The 16810-nt window shown below is 68.3% G+C and carries 12 protein-coding genes; 6 read left to right on the top strand and 6 right to left on the bottom strand.

The window, feature by feature from the left end; all coding sequences use genetic code 11:
* Window positions 1–7 precede the first annotated feature (7 nt).
* Window positions 8–400: a host attachment family protein gene (locus EPA99_RS08120; RefSeq protein WP_129470700.1), complete on the bottom strand. Its 393-nt coding sequence runs from the start codon at window positions 398–400 to the stop codon at window positions 8–10.
* Window positions 401–598: 198 nt separating this feature from the next.
* Here EPA99_RS08120 and EPA99_RS08115 point away from each other — a divergent pair, with 198 nt between their 5' ends.
* Window positions 599–2287 (top strand): GGDEF domain-containing protein, encoded by a 1689-nt coding sequence (locus tag EPA99_RS08115; protein ID WP_129470699.1) that lies wholly within the window; start codon window positions 599–601, stop codon window positions 2285–2287.
* Window positions 2288–3155: 868 nt separating this feature from the next.
* Complete coding sequence (locus EPA99_RS08110) at window positions 3156–4622, top strand: porin (protein ID WP_129470698.1); 1467 nt, start codon at window positions 3156–3158, stop codon at window positions 4620–4622.
* A 153-nt stretch (window positions 4623–4775) separates the two neighbouring features.
* On the opposite strand, the gene yghX is transcribed toward EPA99_RS08110, so the two are convergent.
* Together yghX and EPA99_RS08100 are read right to left on the bottom strand one after the other, a co-directional pair.
* Window positions 4776–5663: a YghX family hydrolase gene (gene yghX / locus EPA99_RS08105; protein WP_129470697.1), complete on the bottom strand. Its 888-nt coding sequence runs from the start codon at window positions 5661–5663 to the stop codon at window positions 4776–4778.
* Window positions 5664–5894: 231 nt separating this feature from the next.
* Window positions 5895–7991, bottom strand: a complete 2097-nt coding sequence (locus EPA99_RS08100; RefSeq protein ID WP_129470696.1) for a M13 family metallopeptidase — start codon at window positions 7989–7991, stop codon at window positions 5895–5897.
* 906 nt (window positions 7992–8897) lie between these two features.
* Between EPA99_RS08100 and EPA99_RS08095 the strand changes: the two genes are divergently transcribed.
* Entirely contained in the window at window positions 8898–11741 is a 2844-nt protein-coding gene (locus EPA99_RS08095) for a TonB-dependent receptor plug domain-containing protein (protein WP_129470695.1), read from the top strand.
* A 90-nt stretch (window positions 11742–11831) separates the two neighbouring features.
* Here the strand turns inward: EPA99_RS08095 and speG are convergent, their stop codons facing one another.
* A complete protein-coding gene (gene speG, locus EPA99_RS08090) occupies window positions 11832–12392 on the bottom strand; it encodes a spermidine N1-acetyltransferase (RefSeq protein WP_129470694.1) in 561 nt (186 codons plus the stop codon).
* A 66-nt stretch (window positions 12393–12458) separates the two neighbouring features.
* Window positions 12459–13232, bottom strand: a complete 774-nt coding sequence (locus tag EPA99_RS08085; protein WP_129470693.1) for a MauE/DoxX family redox-associated membrane protein — start codon at window positions 13230–13232, stop codon at window positions 12459–12461.
* A 71-nt stretch (window positions 13233–13303) separates the two neighbouring features.
* Here EPA99_RS08085 and EPA99_RS08080 point away from each other — a divergent pair, with 71 nt between their 5' ends.
* Window positions 13304–13690, top strand: coding sequence for a MerR family transcriptional regulator (locus tag EPA99_RS08080; protein ID WP_129470692.1), 387 nt, complete (start codon window positions 13304–13306; stop codon window positions 13688–13690).
* Window positions 13691–13849: 159 nt separating this feature from the next.
* Here the strand turns inward: EPA99_RS08080 and EPA99_RS08075 are convergent, their stop codons facing one another.
* Complete coding sequence (locus EPA99_RS08075; protein WP_129470691.1) at window positions 13850–14959, bottom strand: aldo/keto reductase; 1110 nt, start codon at window positions 14957–14959, stop codon at window positions 13850–13852.
* Between the two features lie 112 nt (window positions 14960–15071).
* Between EPA99_RS08075 and EPA99_RS08070 the strand changes: the two genes are divergently transcribed.
* On the top strand, window positions 15072–15977 hold the full coding sequence (locus EPA99_RS08070) for a LysR family transcriptional regulator (RefSeq protein ID WP_129470690.1): 906 nt from the start codon (window positions 15072–15074) through the stop codon (window positions 15975–15977).
* Between the two features lie 94 nt (window positions 15978–16071).
* Complete coding sequence (locus EPA99_RS08065; RefSeq protein WP_129470689.1) at window positions 16072–16698, top strand: YiiX/YebB-like N1pC/P60 family cysteine hydrolase; 627 nt, start codon at window positions 16072–16074, stop codon at window positions 16696–16698.
* Window positions 16699–16810: the final 112 nt, after the last annotated feature.

Genomic DNA, 16810 nt, shown 5'->3' with positions numbered 1-16810 from the left:
GGGCCGATCAGTGCAGCGCGCGCTCGATCGCCTCTAGCGGGGCATTGGTCAGATCCTTGGCGATCTCGGCCAGCAGCCGCTCGGTGGTGGCCTTGTGCAGCATGGGCCGGATCTGGCCCAGGGTCTGGGGATCGGCCACCAGCACGGCGTGCGCATACTGGTTCTTCAGGGCACCAGCGTTCAGGCTCTTGGCCAGCTGCTTGGCGAAGGTGGCCTCATCGATCTGCGAGCCGGTGGATTCTGGCGGCATGGCGCCCGATGGCCCGTCGTCATTCATGTTCATCAGCTCGAGCAACTGCTCCTGCCGCAGGGTCAGCCCTCCCTCCTCGCCGACATTGCGGAACACACGTGCGCCACCGCCATCGGCCACGACCACCAAGGTACCTGCGGGAATTTTCATGAGAGCTCCTGATTGTGCTGTGGGCGACCCGACCGTGCTCGGCCTTGCGCGCAGGCTATGCACGCGGGCGTTATGGCCACGCGCAACGCGTCCGTTCGCTGCCTTCACCTCCGGGCGACGCTCAACTCCCGCCCGCGACGGCCGCTAACATGTACCGAAGGTCGGACTCCCGTTCCGTCTGGATCCGCATGGAAGGACATGGCCCGCTTTCAGCTAACACGCTACTGGCTCGGGCTGGTCCTGGCCGCCCTGCTGGTATCGGGCGTGGTCGCAGGGATCAGTGCAGGCGGGCCGGCGGGCGACTATGTGGTCACCGGCCAACCCGCGGCCCAGGGCGAGAAGACCCCTCAATGCGCGCCGCAGGATGACCGCAACCGCACCCGGCTGCTGCTGCCGGCACCTGAGAGCGGGTGGTCGGGGCATCCGCAGGCGGTGGTGGTGACCAATGTCCAGCGCGGCGAAGTCGCCATCCGCCACGGCACGCGCGAGCGCTGCGGCACGCTGCAGGACGCGCGCACCCTGGATTCGCGCTTCCTGTCCGGCATGGGCACGGTGCTGGTGCCACCGGTGGGCAACCGGGACCCGATCGAGGTGACGTTCGACCCGCCGCTGCTGCCGCTGTGGCGCCCGCTGATCACCTTGGGCGAACCGGCCCCCCTGCAGCGGCTGGATGCGGGCCGCTATTCGCTGCGGGTCGCCGCCATCGCCATCATGTTCGCGCTGCTGGTCTCGGCGATGCTGACCTGGGTCGGCACGCGCGAGCGCGCCTTCCTGACCTATGCCATCGAGTCGCTGGTGTTCGGCCTGTGGCTGGCCATGATGTCGGGTCTGTGGGCCAGGCCCCAGCCCTGGTTGCCGCTGGGCGACCTGGCGGTACCGCTGATGCTGGCGCTGCCGATCGGCCTGATCGGCGTCAGCCTGCGCCTGATCGTGATGCAGACCCGGCTGGTGCGCCAGGTGCGCTGGCTGGATCCGGCCACGCGCTGGCTGGTGCGGCTCTGCCCCGTGTTGGCCCTGGCGATGCTGCTGTTGCCGATGCAGGCCTGGGGCGCGGCCTCGGTGCTGGCCGAGGTCGCGTTCTACCTGCTGTGCCTGGTCGTGGCCGCCTGCGCGGTCAAGGGCGTGGCGCAGGGCGCGCGTGGCGGCATCGCCGCGATGTCCTCGCTGGCCCCCTTCCTGATCATTGCCCTGCTGGAACTGACCGCGCCGGCGTGGCTGGCCTCGTGGAAGGTCGAGCTGATGATGCTGGCCGGCTGCTGGATGAAACTGACCATGGGCATGGTGATCAACCTGCGCCTGGGCAGCCTGCGCCAGCAGCGCGACGAGATGCGGGTGCTGGCGCAGACCGATGCGCTGACCGGGCTGCCCAACCGGCGCGCGGCACTGGAGGCGCTGACCATGGCCCGTGGCGATGCGCAGCGGCGGGGCCGTCCGCTGTCGGTGGCCTTCCTGGACCTGGATCACTTCAAGGCGATCAACGACCGCTACGGGCACGAGGCCGGCGACCGCGTGCTGGAGTACTTCGCACAGACCCTGCGGACCGTGTTCCGCGGCACCGACTACGTGGCGCGCATGGGCGGCGAGGAGTTCCTGATCTTCCTGCCCGGCGCGCAACCGCGCTATGCGGTCATGCGCATCGAAATGCTGCGCACGCTGATGGCCACCGCGGCCGCCTCACTGGACATGCCCGACCTGCGGCTGACCGTCAGCGGCGGGGTCACCGGCCTGCTGCCGGGCGATGCCGACATCGTGCCGATCCTGCAGCGCGCCGATGCCGCCATGTATGCGGCCAAGCATGCCGGTCGCGACCGCGTGGAGCTGGCGCCCCCGCACCAGGACAAGACGCCTGCCGACCCGGCGAGCCCGGTGGCCACACAGGCCGACTGAGCGCGGTCGCCGGGAGAGGACGCGGTTTGCCATCGGAATGCGGGGATGCAGACCGGTGCAGCAACGGGAGCGTCCTTGGTGCACTGACTTCTGCGGCCCGGTGCACTGACTTCGCCAGACAGCCTGGTCCCGAGTCGGGGATGGCTCCTCGGCTCGGTCGGCCATCCATGGCTGACTCGCCGCCGCGGGCCATCCATGGCCCGCTTTCCGCCATCCCCGACTCAGGACCAGGCCCGCGACCTGATGGATCTGGATGCTTCAATCCGAAGCCTTTTAACCAAATGCGTGCAGCAGCGGTTTGGTGGTTGGTGGTCGGTGGTTGCGGCAAGCGAGGCAGTCAGCAGCGCGCCTCGAGGCTGGGCAGCATGCCCCGACCGGGGAAGCGCGGCTATCGGCCGCCGGAGCGCTGCCCAACCGAAGCCGCAACGCCCCGTGCCTCCATCCTGGGGTTGGGACAACAAAAAAACGCCCCGGGGGGAAACCGGGGCAATTGGGGAACCCGACCGGGCACGCCGCTGGCGCATCCTGCGCCGGCGGGTCCGTCCTGGACCGAACGCCGTGCCGGCCGGGTGGATTCAGGATGCAGGCGGGCGCTTGGCCGCGGCATCGGCCGACACCGTTCCGTGCTGTAGGAAAAAGCCTCAGGCCCACGGCCTGCGATGAGACGCGGCCGGCCGGCTGCGCATGTGGCAGAGAGATGAACGCCACGTTTCAGTGTGTCATCAAGCTGAAACATCACCGACATATCGTCTCGCCGCCCGTGTGGTAACGGCCTGGCGCCGGCCATGCAGCGGGCACTGACCAGGCCACTGTCCAGGACACCGGATGGCCGGACAGGCCCGCCCATCCTCGCCGAACCGAGTGCCCGATGAAGAAGAAAGTCCTTTCCTCCCTGGTCTGCGCCATGGCCGCCGCCACCGGCGCACCGCTCGAAGCGGCCGAGCTGGACCTGTACGTGGACCGCAAGACCAAGCAGATCTTTGCCGAACCCGGTCCGGGCCGCGACAAGCTGGGCACCTTCGTGCAGGTGGAGGGCCCGCAGGCCGGCGCGGCGCCCGCTAGCGCGACCGCCGCGGCCGCCCCGGCCCTGCAGACGGCGACAGCCGCGGGCACGGCGTCCAGCACCGAGCAGGCGCAGCCCGCGCCGGCCGCGCCAGCGCCCCAGGCCGCCACTCAGCTGGCGCAGATGCCGGTGGAGAAAGAGAAGAAGTGGTACGACAGGATTGGCCTGCGCGGCTATATCCAGATGCGCTACAACCAGGAGATCGGTGGCGATGCCGAGGACCTGCAGGCGCCGGGCGATCGCTTCATCGGCGCGGACCAGAGCATGGGCATCCGCCGCGCCAGACTGGTGCTCAGCGGCGATATCAACGACCACGTCTCGCTGTACTTCCAGCCCGACTTCGCCAGCACGCCGAGCGGCTCGTCCACCTCTAACTTCGCCCAGCTGCGCGATGCGTATGCGGACATCTACTTCGACGACAAGCGCGAGTACCGCCTGCGCGTGGGCCAGTCCAAGATGCCTTACGGCTGGGAAAACCTGCAGTCCAGCCAGAACCGGCTCTCGCCCGACCGCGCCGATGCGCTCAACTCCGGCCTGCGCGATGAGCGCGACATGGGCGCGGTGTTCTATTACACGCCGCAGACCGCACGCAAGCGCTTCGCCGAGCTGACCAAGCTGGGCCTGAAGGGCTCGGGCGACTACGGTGTGCTGGGCCTGGGCGTCTACAACGGCCAGGGCGCCAACCGCGCCGACCGCAACGACAGCCTGCACGTGGTGGCGCACGCGACCTATCCGTTCAAGCTGGCCAATGGCCAGTATGTCGAGGCCGGTGTCGATGCCTATTCGGGCCGTTTCGTCTCCAGCACCTCGGCCGTCACCCTGGATGGCCAGACCTTCACCCCGCAGCTGGAAGACGCCGAGGGCGTCAGGGACCAGCGCGTGGCCGCGCACTTCATCTGGTACCCGCAGCCCTTCGGCGTGCAGGCCGAGTGGACCGTGGGCAAGGGGCCGCAGCTGGACGTGGAGCAGCAGCGCATCCGCAGCACCACGCTCAAGGGCGGCTACATCCAGGCCATGTACAAGCTCGATGGCCGCTACGGCTCGCTGATGCCTTACGCGAAGTGGCAGACCTATCGCGGCGCCTCGAAGTTCGACACCAACGCACCGCGCATGCGCGTGGACGAGACCGAGGCCGGCGTGGAGTGGCAGCCGATGGAGGCGCTGGAAGTACTGTTCGCCTACTCGCACATGCGCCGCACCGATGTCAGCGCCGCTCCCTACCCGCTGGTGGACGGCGACCTGCTGCGCCTGCAGCTGCAGGTCAACTACTGAGTCGCGGCATCTTCGGATAACCCCCATAGAACAGCGTGGGAGCGGCTTTTAGCCGTGAAGCAGCGCTCCTTGGAAATCCGCTCCCACAGGGCAACCTGCACGCGGCTGGATCGTGGCGATGCGAGGTTGTTACGGATCCCCGAAGGGCGCCCGTCAGGCCAGGTACTTGCCGAACCACGCCAGGGTGCGCGACCAGGCCAGCTCGGCAGCGACCTTGTCGTAGCGCGGCGTGGAATCGTTGTGGAAGCCGTGGCTGGTGCCGGGATACACGTAGGCCTGGTAGGTCTTGCGCTGTTGCTTGAGCGCGGCCTCGTAGTCCGGCCAGCCGGCATTGATGCGCTCATCCTTCTCTGCATAGTGGATCAGCAGCGGCGCCTTGATCGCCGCGACTTCCTCCGCGCGCGGCTGCCGCCCGTAGAAAGGCACGGCCGCGGCCAGTTCCGGATAGGCCACCGCCGCGGCATTGGCCACGCCGCCGCCGTAGCAGAAACCGGTGATGCCGACCTTGCCGGTGGTGCGCGTCGGATCGAGCAGGTAGTCCACCGCGGCGAAGAAGTCGTTCATCAGTTTTTCCGGATCGACCTTGGCCTGCAGCTCGCGGCCCTTCTCGTCGTTGCCCGGATAGCCGCCCACCGAACTCAGGCCATCCGGCGCCAGCGCCAGGTAGCCGGCCTTGGCCACGCGCCGGGCCACGTCCTCGACGTAGGGATTGAGCCCGCGATTCTCGTGCACCACCACCACGCCGGGCACCGGCCCTGCGGCCTTGGCCGGCCGCACCAGATAACCGCGCACGTTGCCGTGGCCCTTGGGCGAGGGATAGGTGATGTACTCGGCCACGATGTCCGGGTCGGTGAACTCCACCTGCGTGGCCAACGCGTAGTCGGGACTGAGCGATGCCAGGATGCCGGCGGCGGTCAGCCCGCCGATGGCGTAGCGCGCGGCGCGGTCGAGGAACTGGCGGCGACTGATGTGCCCATGCACGTAGCCGTCGTACAGCTCCAGCAGTTCCGGGGCGAAATCCTTGGCGGTCAGGCGGGTCATCGTCGGCTCCAGCGCATCGGGTGTGCCGCACGATAGCAAGATCGCGATGCGCGACGGCGCAAACGCGGCGGCGAAATCGCCAAGGAAAATGCCGCGCGCCAGCGGATTTAACCCTGCAGTTGTGGGAGCGGCTTCAGCCGCGAAGGAGCTTTACCGGGAAAGCCCCTTCGCGGCTGAAGCCGCTCCCACCGACGTCTCGCTCGCTCCAATCCTCAGCAGCTGACTGCCCGCCTACCAGATCACCACGCGATCCTTGTCCGCGCGCACCATGGCATCGCCGGGCTTACAGGCGAAAGCCTGGGCGTAGGCGGGCATATTGGACGGAGCGGCGATGGCGCGGAAGTTGGCCGGGGCGTGCGGGTCGGTGTTCAGGCGCACCTTCAGCTCGCCATCGGTGAAGTTGCGGCGCCACACCGTGGCCCAGTTCATGAAGAAGCGCTGGTCCTGGGTGTGGCCGTCGATCTCCTTGTTGGCCTGCGGGTCGGCCTTGAGCGCCATCTGCAACGCGTCGTAGGCCACGGTCAGGCCGCCCAGGTCGCCGATGTTCTCGCCCAGGGTCAGCCTGCCCTTGACGTGCTGGCCGCCGATGGATTCGTAGCCGTCGAACTGCGCCACCAGCTGGTCGGTGCGCTCGGTGAACAGCCGGCGGTCATCATCGGTCCACCAGCTGTCGAAGTTGCCCTTGGCATCGAACTGGCTGCCCGCGTCGTCGTAGCCATGCATCATCTCGTGGCCGATCACCGCGCCGATGCCGCCGTAGTTGAGCGCCGGATCGGCCTTGGCGTCGAAGAACGGCGGCTGCAGGATCGCCGCGGGAAACACGATCTCGTTCTTGGTGCTGTTGTAGTAGGCGTTGACCGTCTGCGGGGTCATGCCCCACTCGGTCCGGTCCACCGGCTTGCCGATCTTGTCCAGGCGCCAGCGGTAGTTGAAGGCCTGCGCGGCCTGCATGTTGGCCAGGAAGCCATCGCCGCGCGTCTGCAGCCCACTCCAGTCGCGCCACTTGTCCGGGTAGCCGATCTTCGGCGTAAAGCTGGCCCACTTCTCCAGCGCGCGCTGCTTGGTGTCCTGGCTCATCCAGTCCAGGTTTTCCAGCCGCACCTTCAAGGCCGCCGACAGGTTCTGCACCAGCTGCTGCATCTGCGCCTTGGATTCGGCCGGGAAGGCGGCCTTGACGTACAACTGGCCCAACGCCTCGCCCATGGCGTCGTTGACCGCGCCCAGCGTGCGCTTCCAGCGCGGCAGCATCTCCTGCTGGCCACGCAGGGTCTTGGCGTAGAAGTCGAAGTTGGCCTGCTCGAACGGCTTGGCCAGGTACGGCGCGGCCTCATCGATGGTGTGGAAGCGCAGGTAGGCCTGCCAGGTGTCCACCGGCACCTCGGCCAGCATCGTGTCCAGCTCGCGGAAGAACGCCGGCTGGGACAGCGAGAACTTGTTGGCCGCCGGCACCTTCAGGGCGTCGAAGAAGGCGATCCAGTCGAAGTGCGGGGTGATGCCGTTGGCTTCCATCGCGTTGACCGGGTTGTAGCGCTTGGCCGGATCCCGCAGCTCGATCCGCGACAGCGAAGCCTTGGCCAGGCGCGTCTCGAATGCCAGCACCGCCTCGGCCTGGGCCTGCGCCTGGGCCGCATCGGTGCCGGAGAGCTGCAGCAGCTGGGCGATGTACTTCACGTAGTCCTGGCGGATCTGCGCCTTGTCCTCATCGAAGTAATAGCCCTTCTCCGGCAGCCCCAGGCCGCCCTGGCCGGCGTAGGCGATGACCTGCCCGGAGTCCTTGTAGTCGGCGTTGCCGCCGAAGGAGAACAGGAAGCCCTGGCCCTGGGCATAGCGCTCGCGCAGCCAAGCGACGACAGCCCCGGCATTCTTCAGGCCGGCGATGGCCTCCAGCTGCGGCTGCAGCGGGGCGATGCCGGCCGCGTCGATCGCCGCCTCGTCCATGCCCGTGCGCCAGACATCGCCCAGCTTGGCCTCGATGCTGCCGGCCGCCGGCTGGGCCTGAGCGATCTGCTCGACCAGCGCGTGCTGGATCGCCAGGGTGCGCTCGGCCAGCACCTCGAAGCTGCCCCAGGTGGTGCGATCGGCCGGCACCGGATTGGCCTTGAGCCACTTGCCATTGACGTAGGCGTTGAGGTCCTGGCACGCATTGGCCGAGGCATCCAGGTCGGCGGCCTTCAGCGACAGCGTCGGCGCGTCGATTCTGGACAGGTCCAGCGCCGGCATCTGCGGCGCGCTGGCGGCCTGCGGTGCCTGCTCCTGTTTGCCGCAAGCGGACATGGCAACGGCGATGGACGCGGCCAGGCACAGGGGGACAAGCGTGTTCAACGTCATGGGGTTCTCCGACTTGCAGGGAATACACGCCGTGACCGGCGCAGTCGGCAAGCCTAGGCTGAGAACACCGGCACCGGGTAGGCCATAAGTCATGCACCACCCGCCCGCGGCAAGCCTTGCCGAGCTTCGGTTTGCGTTGAAACCAATGACACAGCGACGCGTGCCGGACGCTGCCGATCACGTCCATCCCCTACTCCCTTGCGCCTTGGCCACCCGCAAACGCGGTCATGCCTCATCAAGCTGTCGGTGACGTCACTTTCGCGAAAGCCTAAGCGCAGCAAGGATCTCCTCGCGCGTGGATCGCGCGCATTCCGCGCCACCCCGATGCGGTGGACCTGCCCACCCTGATGCGCTCGACCTACCCGCCGGTCTGAGCACCAGTTCGCACTTGCATTGCTATATCTCGTTCCACAGCGGTGATGACTGGCGATGCAACGGCAAGTCGACACCTGCCATATGGCGCGGATGGGGATCCGCGCGGCAGGCCGGATGCACGCGCCAGCGCACACGCGACAGCAGGACACGGGCAGTGCCGGACGCCGGACCAGGGGGCGGCCGGCGCCACGGGGGCAGGCAAGGGTTGCGACGCTGATCGCTGCGGTCTTCGCGCGAACGCGGCGCGCCCACCTGCGACCTGCCAGCCCACGTCCTGCGACCGGCACGTCACAGGGGAAAGCCAGAGGTCCGATGCGCCAGCGCGCTGCAGCCCCGGAACAGGGGCCGGTGCGGGCCTGCACGCGGATGCATGGCACAGGAAGCAGACGTCTTCCCATCTCCCCCGCGCGCGCATCGGCAGCCAACGCTGCTTGTCTGGCCCTGCCCGCGCCTTGCGGCGGCGCCTCTCCTTCATTCGGCTTGGCGGGAAAAACGCCACGCCCCACGCAACCCCCCCACGGAGCGCAGCACATGTCAGGTGTCATCCAGTCAGGCAGTCACAAGCAGACCACCCGCATCAGGCGTCGCGTGCTGTGCGAGGCCATCGCAGTGTCGATGACCCTCGCGGCCGCCATCACCGGCACCGCCCAGGCCCAGGAGGCCACCGGCCCGGCCGCGGTCGATGCACCGGCCACCCTGGACAACGTCATCGTCACCGGCACCCGCCGCGTCGGCATGCAGGCCTCGGACAGCCCTGCGCCGATCCAGGTGGTGACGCCCGAAGCGCTGAGGGAATCCGGCGCGCCGGACTTGATGAACCAGCTGGCCACCCAAGTGCCCAGCATCAATGCCAGCCAGCAGGGCACGGACATGACCAGCGCCACGCTGGTGGCCAACATGCGCGCGCTCTCGCCCAACCACACCCTGGTGCTGGTCAACGGCAAGCGCCGCCACTTCACCTCCAACGTGGCCGTGCTCGGCACCTTTGCCGGCGCCGCGCCCACCGACCTGAGCTTCATCCCCACCAGCGCCATCGCCAGCACCGAGGTGCTGACCGACGGCGCCGCCGCGCTGTACGGCTCGGACGCCATCGCCGGCGTGATCAACTTCATTACCAAGAAGGACGCCAACGGCGGCAGCCTGCAGGCCATGGCCGGCGGCTACGACGATGGCGGCGGCTTCACCACCAACTACCAGGCCAACTTCGGCTTCGGTGGCGAGAACAGCTATTTCAACCTCGCGCTGGAACGCGAGCGCCGCGAAACCATCAGCCGCCCCGGTACCGAGTACGGCGCGGCCGCCTGCGTGGCCGATCGCCTGAAGGATCCGGCCAAGGGCTGCCCGGCGACCAACTCCGGCACCACCGCCAGCGGTTACCCCACCTCCACCGGTGCGGCCAATCTGGCGCGTGAGAACGAATACAACATGATCTACAACCCCTGGTTCCCCAACAACAGCCACCAGGGCGACTCCCCAGCCGTGCAGCGCGACATCGGCTTCATCAGCGCCGGGATGTTCCTGGACGATGTCACCGAGCTGTACGCGACCGGCAGCTTCGGCCAGAAGGCCACCCAGAGCTGGCAGAGCTACCGCCGCCCCTCGCAGGACGGTGGCTACGACGCCAACGGCGACGGCGACCGCACCGATCCGATCGGCGGCGTCGGCCCGCGCAGCGGCCGCCCGCTGACCGAGGCGGACATCAACAAGTACCCGCTCGGCTTCTCGCCCTCCATCGACTCCAAGGAGAAGGACTGGGAGCTCGGCGTGGGCATCACCGGCGAGCTGGCCGGCTGGACCTACGACCTGTCCAGCAACTACGGCAAGAACAAGATGGACATCCGCAACACCCACTCGATGAACTTCACCCTGTGGAATCGCTACGGCTTCTCGCCGGACAACTTCTACGTGGGTAGCTTCGAGGCCTCGCAGTGGGATACCAGCCTGGATGTCAGTCGCGACTTCGACTGGGGGCTGGCCGCGCCGGTCACCCTGGCCGCCGGCATCGAGTACCGCAAGGACACCTACGCCATCTTCGCCGGCGAAGAGGCCTCCTACACCGGTTCGGGCTCGGCCGCCTTCCCCGGGTACAACCCGCTGGCGGCAGGCGACTACTCGCGTAACAACAAGGCCGCCTTCGTCAACCTGATCCTCAACCCCACCGACAACTGGATCGTCGACCTGGCCGGCCGCTACGAGCGCTACAGCGATTTCGGCAGCAAGGCCATCGGCAAGCTGACCACGCGCTACGACTTCAACGACGCCGTCGCCGTGCGCGGTACCTTCAGCACCGGCTTCCGCGCCCCGACCATGGGCGAGAACTACTACACCGCCATCCAGGTCGGCCCGACCGCCGCCACCGCGACCATCGCCGCGGCCAACGTCGGTAACGGCCTGAGCCCGGAGACCAGCCAGAACATCAGCCTGGGCCTGGTGTTCAAGCCCTTGCCCAACCTGACCAGCACCGTCGACGCCTACCAGATCAAGATCGACGACCGCATCCGCATGGGCAGCACGCTGCTGTACTCCACCAGCCAGACCATCAACACCGTCACCGGTCGCAACGGCGGCGTGCCCGACCCGACCCTGCCCGACCCGGCCGATACCAATCGCGACGGCGTCCCGGACGACACCTATAACGCCACCCTCGGCGCGGCCCTGGTGGCCGGCGGCTTCCTCGGCAACCCCACCGATCCCACTGCCCCGGGCGGCAGCTTCGACCAGACCGCGCGCGCCAACATCGGCCTGAACTACTTCACCAACGCGCTGGACACCAAGACCACCGGCGTGGACTGGGTGACCAACTACACCACCGAGTTCGACTGGGGCCGGATCGACTGGCTGCTGGCGGCCAACTACAACAAGACCGAGGTCACCCGCGTGGGCAATGCCACGGCCGACCTGGGCGGCCTGCCGCTGCTGACCGACCAGGACATCGTGGCCATCGAGAAGAACAGCCCGCGCTATCGCGTCAACCTGGGCGCCACCTTCCACTTCAGCGACAAGGTCAGCCTGCTGCTGCGTGAGAACATCTACGGCCCGCAGTACACCCTGGCCACCACCGGCACCTACGCGGCCTATCCGCAGATCATGGACACGCTGGATCTGGTCACCATCAACGGGGTGACCTACTACAAGGCCGAGATCGGCACGCTGTTCACCACCAACGTCGAGCTGACCTACAAGCCGGTCAAGGGCCTGCGCGTGAGCGTGGGCGCGGACAACCTGTTCGGCGAATACCCGGACAAGACGCCCGCGGCCATCCTCAACTTCAACGAGGAGCGCTACGCCACCACCGGCGCGCGCGACTATCTGCTGGGCAGCCCGATCGGCTTCTTCGGTCCGCGCTACTACGCCCGGGTCTCCTACGAGTGGTGATCGGCCATCGGCGGCGGGCTGCAAGGCCCGCCCGCTGACGCTTCACGCGACGCCCCCGCCCCGTGCGGGGGCGTTCTCGTTTCGGCCGGGCTACTGCGCCATCGGCGTGACCAGCGCGGTCTGCACCGGCCGATGCGTGGCCAGGTATTCATGCTGGAACAGGCACATCCGGGTCACGTCGCGGTACTGGCCGTTGATGAAGAACTCGTGCCGCAGCTGGCCTTCCACCTGGAAGCCCAGCTGCTGGTAGATGTGCAGGGCCGGGTGGTTCTCGCGGTCCACCAGCAGGTAGATCTTGTAGAGGTTGAGCACGCTGAAGCCATAATCCATCGCCAGCCGCGTAGCCGCCGAGGCGATGCCCTGCCCCTGCTGCTCCGGGGCGATGATGATCTGGAACTCGGCGCGGCGGTGAACGTGGTCGATCTCCACCAGCTCCACCAGCCCGGCCTTGCGGCCCTGCGACTCGACCACGAAGCGGCGCTCGCGCTGGTCGTGGATGTGCTCGTCGTACAGCGTGGACAGCTCGGCGAAGGTCTCGTACGGCTCCTCGAACCAGTAGCGCATCACGCTGGCGTTGTTGTCCAGCTGGTGGACGAAATGCAGGTCTTCGCGCTCCAGCGGGCGCAACCTGACGGAACCTTCGGTGGACATGCGCGGCGCTCCTCTGGGACCTGCCGAGTATGGCCGAGCGAGATGACGGCCGGGCTGTCGCCATGCCTAGTGCACGGCGGACGCACCCAGCGCCGGCAAGGCCATCCACACCGCCATGCCGATCATCATCAGGTTCTCCAGCAGCGACACCCCACCCAGCGGCACGTTGCTGGCCCCGCCCACGCAGGCGCACTTGAGCTCACGCCTGTCCAGGTAGACCGCCTTGAACACCGAGACCGCGCCGATCCCGCCGATCAGCAGCGCCAGCGGAATGGACAGCCAGTCGAGCACCCCGGCGATCATCAGCACGCCGGCCAGGCCTTCGGCGAACGGATACAGATAGGCGTAAGGCACCCAGCGCCGGGCCAGCAGGTCGTAGTTGAGGAACATCGTGGCGAAGGTCTCGATGTTCTGCAGCTTGGTCATCGCCAGTGCCGCCATGCTGAAGGCGATGAACCACTGCGCGGCCTGCACGGTCAGCACCGTGCCGAAGGCCGCCTGGCTGGCAGCCAGCGCCATCAGCAGGGTCATGCCGAACAGGGCGGCGACCGGCTTGTAGCTGGTGCTGCCCGGCGCGGCGACCGGCTTGCCGAAGTAGCGGCGGGTGTCGTCGTAGCCGCCGATGCGCATGCCGTCGATGAACACCTGCGGGGTGGTCTTGACCCCGTGCTCGGCCTTGAAGGCATCGGTCGCCTCGCGCGTGGTGAGCCAGCGGTCGTCCACCTGGTAGCCCTGGCGCCGCAGCAGGTGGCGGGCCTTCAGGCCGTAGGGACAGGTGTGCTTGGGCATGACCATGCGGTAGAGCGTGGCCTGGCGCGTGGAGGCGGGGTGGCTGGACATGGGGCTTTCCGACGCTTGTGTGCGGGATCGGCCGCCACCATAGACCCCGTACCGTAGTACGGAGTCAAGCCATGACATGGACCATCGGCACCTTGGCCGCCGCCGGCGAGGTTGGGGTGGAAACCGTGCGCTTCTACCAGCGCAAGGGGCTGCTGGACACGCCCGAACGGGGCCAGGGCACGCGTCGCTACGGGCAGGCGCACCTGCACCGCCTGCGTTTCATCCGCAGGGCGCAGGCGGCTGGCTTCACGCTGGGGGAGATCGCCGAGCTGATCCAGCTGGATGCGGCCCAGGACCGGCACCGGGCCCATGCCCTGGCGCAGCAGCGCCTGCACCGGCTGGACGCGCAGATCGAGGAGCTCCAGCGCGCCCGCGACCGGCTCAGTCGCCTGGCGCAGGCCTGTGCCCAGGACCGCACGCCCTGCGCCTGCCCCATCCTGGCGGCGTTCGAGGACTGAGCGCACCTGCGCCGCGAGGAAGGTGCATAGACATTCGGCGCAGGTGCGCTTCCTGCGCCTCGTGTTCCGGCATGCGCGCGCGCTGGCCATTCGCCTGACCCGGCAGCAGGCTGCCAGCCCGGGGACTGGAGCGCGCTGCATTCGCGCGCCGCCACAGGCTCAAGCGGCGCGCCACCCCTGCACGTGCTCGGTTCCGAAGATCATCTGCGGCGGCAGCTGGAAGATGAAGTAAGGGTTCAAGGCCGGCGGCCGGCTGGCCGCGTCCAGACGCTGGCGCTGCTCCGGCGTGAACGCGACCTCCAGCGCGGCCAGGTTCTGCTGCAGCTGCTCGGCGCGGCTGGCACCGATCAGGGTGGAGGACACCCCCGGCTGCTGGCACACCCAGGCCAGGGCGACCTGCGCCATCGCATGTCCGGTCTCCTGCGCCACCGCCCGCACCACATCGACGATGTCGAAGTTGCGCTCGGTGAACAGCATGCCGCCGAAGGGGTTGTCGCCGTTCAGGCGCCCATCGCTGTCCTGCGACGGCGTCTGCGCCGCGCCGCCATCGCCCGGCAGGCGCGAGGCGCGCCCGGCCTGGGCCAGCATCTGCCGCCCGTACTTGCCGGTCAGCAGGCCGCCGCCCAGCGGGCTCCAGGGCACCAGCCCCAGGCCCAGCGCGTTGCCGGCGGGCAGCAGGTCCAGCTCCACTCCGCGGTCGATCAGCGAGTACTGGTACTGCAGGCCCACCGGCTGCGGCAGGCCATGGGCCTGGGCCAGCGTCGCCACCCGCGCCACGTACCAGGCCGGCGTGTTGGAGAAGCCGTAGTGCAGGATCTTGCCGGCGCGCACCTGGTCGGCCAGGGTCTGCAGCACTTCCTCCGGCGGGGTGACGCGGTCCCAGACGTGCATCCAGTACAGGTCGATGTAGTCCGTGCGCAAACGCTCGAGCGAGTGTTCCAGCGCGATGCGGATGTTCTTGGCGCCGTTGCCGCCGCCATGGGCCACGCCCTCGCGGCGCGGAAAGCCGGACTTGGTCGCCACCACCAGCGCATCGCGCACGCCGGCTTCCTGGATGAAGCGGCCCAGCAGCGTCTCGCTCTGCCCGCTGGCGTACAGGTCGGCGGTATCGACGAAGTTGCCGCCGGCTTGGATGTAGGCGTCGAACACCGCCCGCGAGGCGGCATCGCCCGAGCCCCAGCGCTGCGCGCCGAAGGTCATGGTGCCCAGGGCCAGCGGGCTCACCAGCAGGCCGGAGCGGCCCAGGCTGCGGTAATGCGTCAGATCCATGCGATGTCTCCTCTTGCGGGCCGCCGTTGCGGCGTTTGCGTACAGGCTAGGCGGGAGCGCGCGGCTTGATTAGCCATTGCCGGGCGCATGGGCTTGTGAGCACACTGCAGTAATGGAGCGCCGCGAACTCAACGATCTGCTTGCCTTCGCCACCGTCGCCCGCGAGCGCAGCTTCACCCGCGCCGCCGGCACGCTGGGCATGTCCGCCTCCGCGCTGAGCCATGCCATGCGCGGGTTGGAACAACGCCTGGGCGTGCGGCTGCTGGCGCGCACCACCCGCAGCGTGGCGCCGACCGATGCCGGCGAGCGCCTGCTGCAGTCGCTGGCCCCGGCGCTGGCGCATATCGAGGAGGGCCTCAACGCCCTGGATCACTGGCGCCAGTCCACCACCGGCAGCGTGCGCATCACCACCTTTGCCTACGCCGCACAGATGGTGCTGGAGCCCCGGCTGCCGGGCTTCCTGCGCGCCCATCCGGATGTCACGGTGGAAGTGTCCATCGACAACGGCCTGACCGACCTGGTGGCCGAGGGTTTCGATGCCGGGATCCGGTTCGGCGAGCATGTGGACAAGGACATGATCGCTGTGCGCGTGGGGCCGGACCTGCGCACGATCGTGGTCGGCACGCCGGAATACTTCAGCCGCCATCGGCCGCCGCAGACCCCGGCCGAGCTGGAGCGCCATGCCTGCATCGGCTACCGGCTCAAGAGCACCGGCGGCCTGCTGCCTTGGGAGTTCGAGCAGGACGGCCGGCCGCTCAACGTGCGCACGCGCGGCCCGCTGATCGCCGACGAAATGCCCCTGGCCCTGGCGGCCATCCGCGCCGGCGTTGGCCTGGGCTATGTGATGGAACACGAAGTCGCCGAGGACCTGGCCGCCGGCACGCTGGTACAGGTGCTGGATGCGTGGTGCCCGCGCTTCCCCGGTTATCACCTTTACCATCCGAGCCGGCGGCAGACGCCGCCGGCGCTGCGGGCCTTGATCGACTGGTTGAAGGTCGATGCGCAGCCTTCGGATTGATGACCCTAGTCCCCCACAGCCGCTCCCACAGCAGGAGCTCGACATTGTGTGAGGTGCTCTAATGTCGCCCTCACCTGGTCACTCTGTCGTCGTCATGCGTACGCTGCTGCTCTCCATCGCGCTGCTGTTCACCGCTGCCCTGCCTGCCCAGGCTGCCTCACCGAAGGTGCGGGATGGCGATCTGGTCTTCGTCACCGCCGTCGGCACGGGACTGAGCGGGGCCATCCAGGACGCCACGGGCAAGGTGGGCGAGCTGAACTACGACCACGTGGGGCTGGTGGCCAGCGACGGCGCAGCCCGCATCGTGCTGCATGCCGATGACGAAGGCTCGCGCCAGCAGACCCTGGCCGACTTCCTGGCCGAGGCCAAGGCCAAGCAGCGCACCGTGGTGCTGTACCGGCTCAAGCCCGGCGCGCGCCGGGCCATCCCCGCGGCGATCGCGCAGGCCCGCGGCATGCTCGGCAAGCCCTACAACTTCACCTACGTGCAGGCCGAGGACAGCTATTACTGCTCGGACTTCATCGAACGCGCCTTCCGCGCCGATCACGTCTTCGCGCTGCAGCCGATGAACTTCAAGAATCCGCAGACCGGGCAGATCTCGCAGTACTGGATCGACTTTTACCGCAGCAAGGGCATGCAGGTGCCACAGGACCAACCCGGCACCAATCCCAACGACATGGCGCGCGCCGATGTCCTCGACAAGATCGGCACCTTGGACTGACAGGCTGGCGCGCGCCCTATGGCGGGCGTCGACCTAGCGACAGCTGCCGCGTTCCAGCACGAAGCAGGACGCGCAGACGATCCGTGGGAGCGGCTTCAGCCGCGAAGGGGCT

Source organism: Pseudoxanthomonas composti (assembly GCF_004122095.1).
GTDB lineage: Bacteria > Pseudomonadota > Gammaproteobacteria > Xanthomonadales > Xanthomonadaceae > Pseudoxanthomonas_A > Pseudoxanthomonas_A composti.
This window is presented reverse-complemented; position numbering and strand designations above follow the sequence as displayed.